The organism is Microcystis sp. M53603_WE2 (assembly GCF_030065435.1).
Genome location: NZ_JASJFF010001122.1, coordinates 1 through 1,013 on the forward strand (window position 1 = coordinate 1; position 1,013 = coordinate 1,013).

A 1,013-nucleotide genomic window follows, 5' to 3' on the forward strand; every position below is an offset into this window, starting at 1 on the left:
GCCCAAGTGAGCAGCACCGCCCTGAGTTTACCCCGACGCATCGATGATACGATCGAAAAATTAGAACGGGGTGATATCCGCGTCCGGGTACGTTCCAGCGAATCCGATCGACTTTTGCGGCGATTGGGTATGATTCAAATGGGAACCAACTATACTTTACTGATCAGTGCTTTGCTTATCTCAGCGACTCTTCTATTTGTCAATGGTTTTGGTTGGTTAACTTTAGTACCGATGGCGATTTCGCTGCTGCCGGGGATAGCCCTCTTGAGACTTTGGCGAAAAATTGAACGTCAGGATCGTATGATGTAATTGATCGCAGGATAATAAATATTGTGTTAGCAGCAGAAATTTCGATGAACAATCTTTCTTTTGGGGGAATGACCGATCCTGGTGTAGTGCGATCGGTTAATCAGGATAGTTATTATATCGACCCCGATCGCCGCTTTTTTATCGTTGCTGATGGTATGGGGGGTCATGCGGGGGGCGAGGAAGCTAGTCAAATCGCCACTAAAACTATCCAAGCTCATCTAGAAGAACACTGGAATTCTGACCTGGCTGCCGGGGAATTGCTGCAGGAGGCAATTACTGCCGCTAACGAGAAGATTATTGAAGATCAACTCAAAAATCCCGAAAGACAGGACATGGGGACAACCCTAGTCATGGCTATCTTCCGAGATGATGGCTCTTGGTACACCCATATTGGTGATTCCCGTCTCTATCGCTTTCGTGAGCAAAAATTAGAACAGGTGACGGAAGATCATACTTGGATAGCTAGGGCGATAAAAATGGGCGATCTGTCCAAAGAAGATGCGAAAAACCACCCTTGGCGACATATTTTATTTCAATGTCTCGGTCGTCGCAATTTGCCCCCAGTGACGGTATCTCCCCTGGATGTGCAATCCGGCGATAGTTTAATTCTCTGTAGTGATGGTTTGACGGAAGAAGTTTCCGACGAGGAAATTAGCGATTATTTGCAAACCGGTGCCGATTGTCAGGAAATTGTCGAGAATTTA

1 protein-coding gene and 1 pseudogene are annotated in these 1,013 nt (G+C 46.4%); both read left to right on the forward strand.

The features are described 5' to 3' along the window. Positions 1-309 (forward strand): annotated as a pseudogene (locus PX481_RS23720) (AarF/ABC1/UbiB kinase family protein); the annotation flags it as partial. A gap of 44 nt (positions 310-353) precedes the next feature. Beyond that, positions 354-1,013 (forward strand): PP2C family protein-serine/threonine phosphatase (locus PX481_RS23725; protein WP_288096386.1); only part of this gene is annotated, 660 nt, incomplete at its 3' end.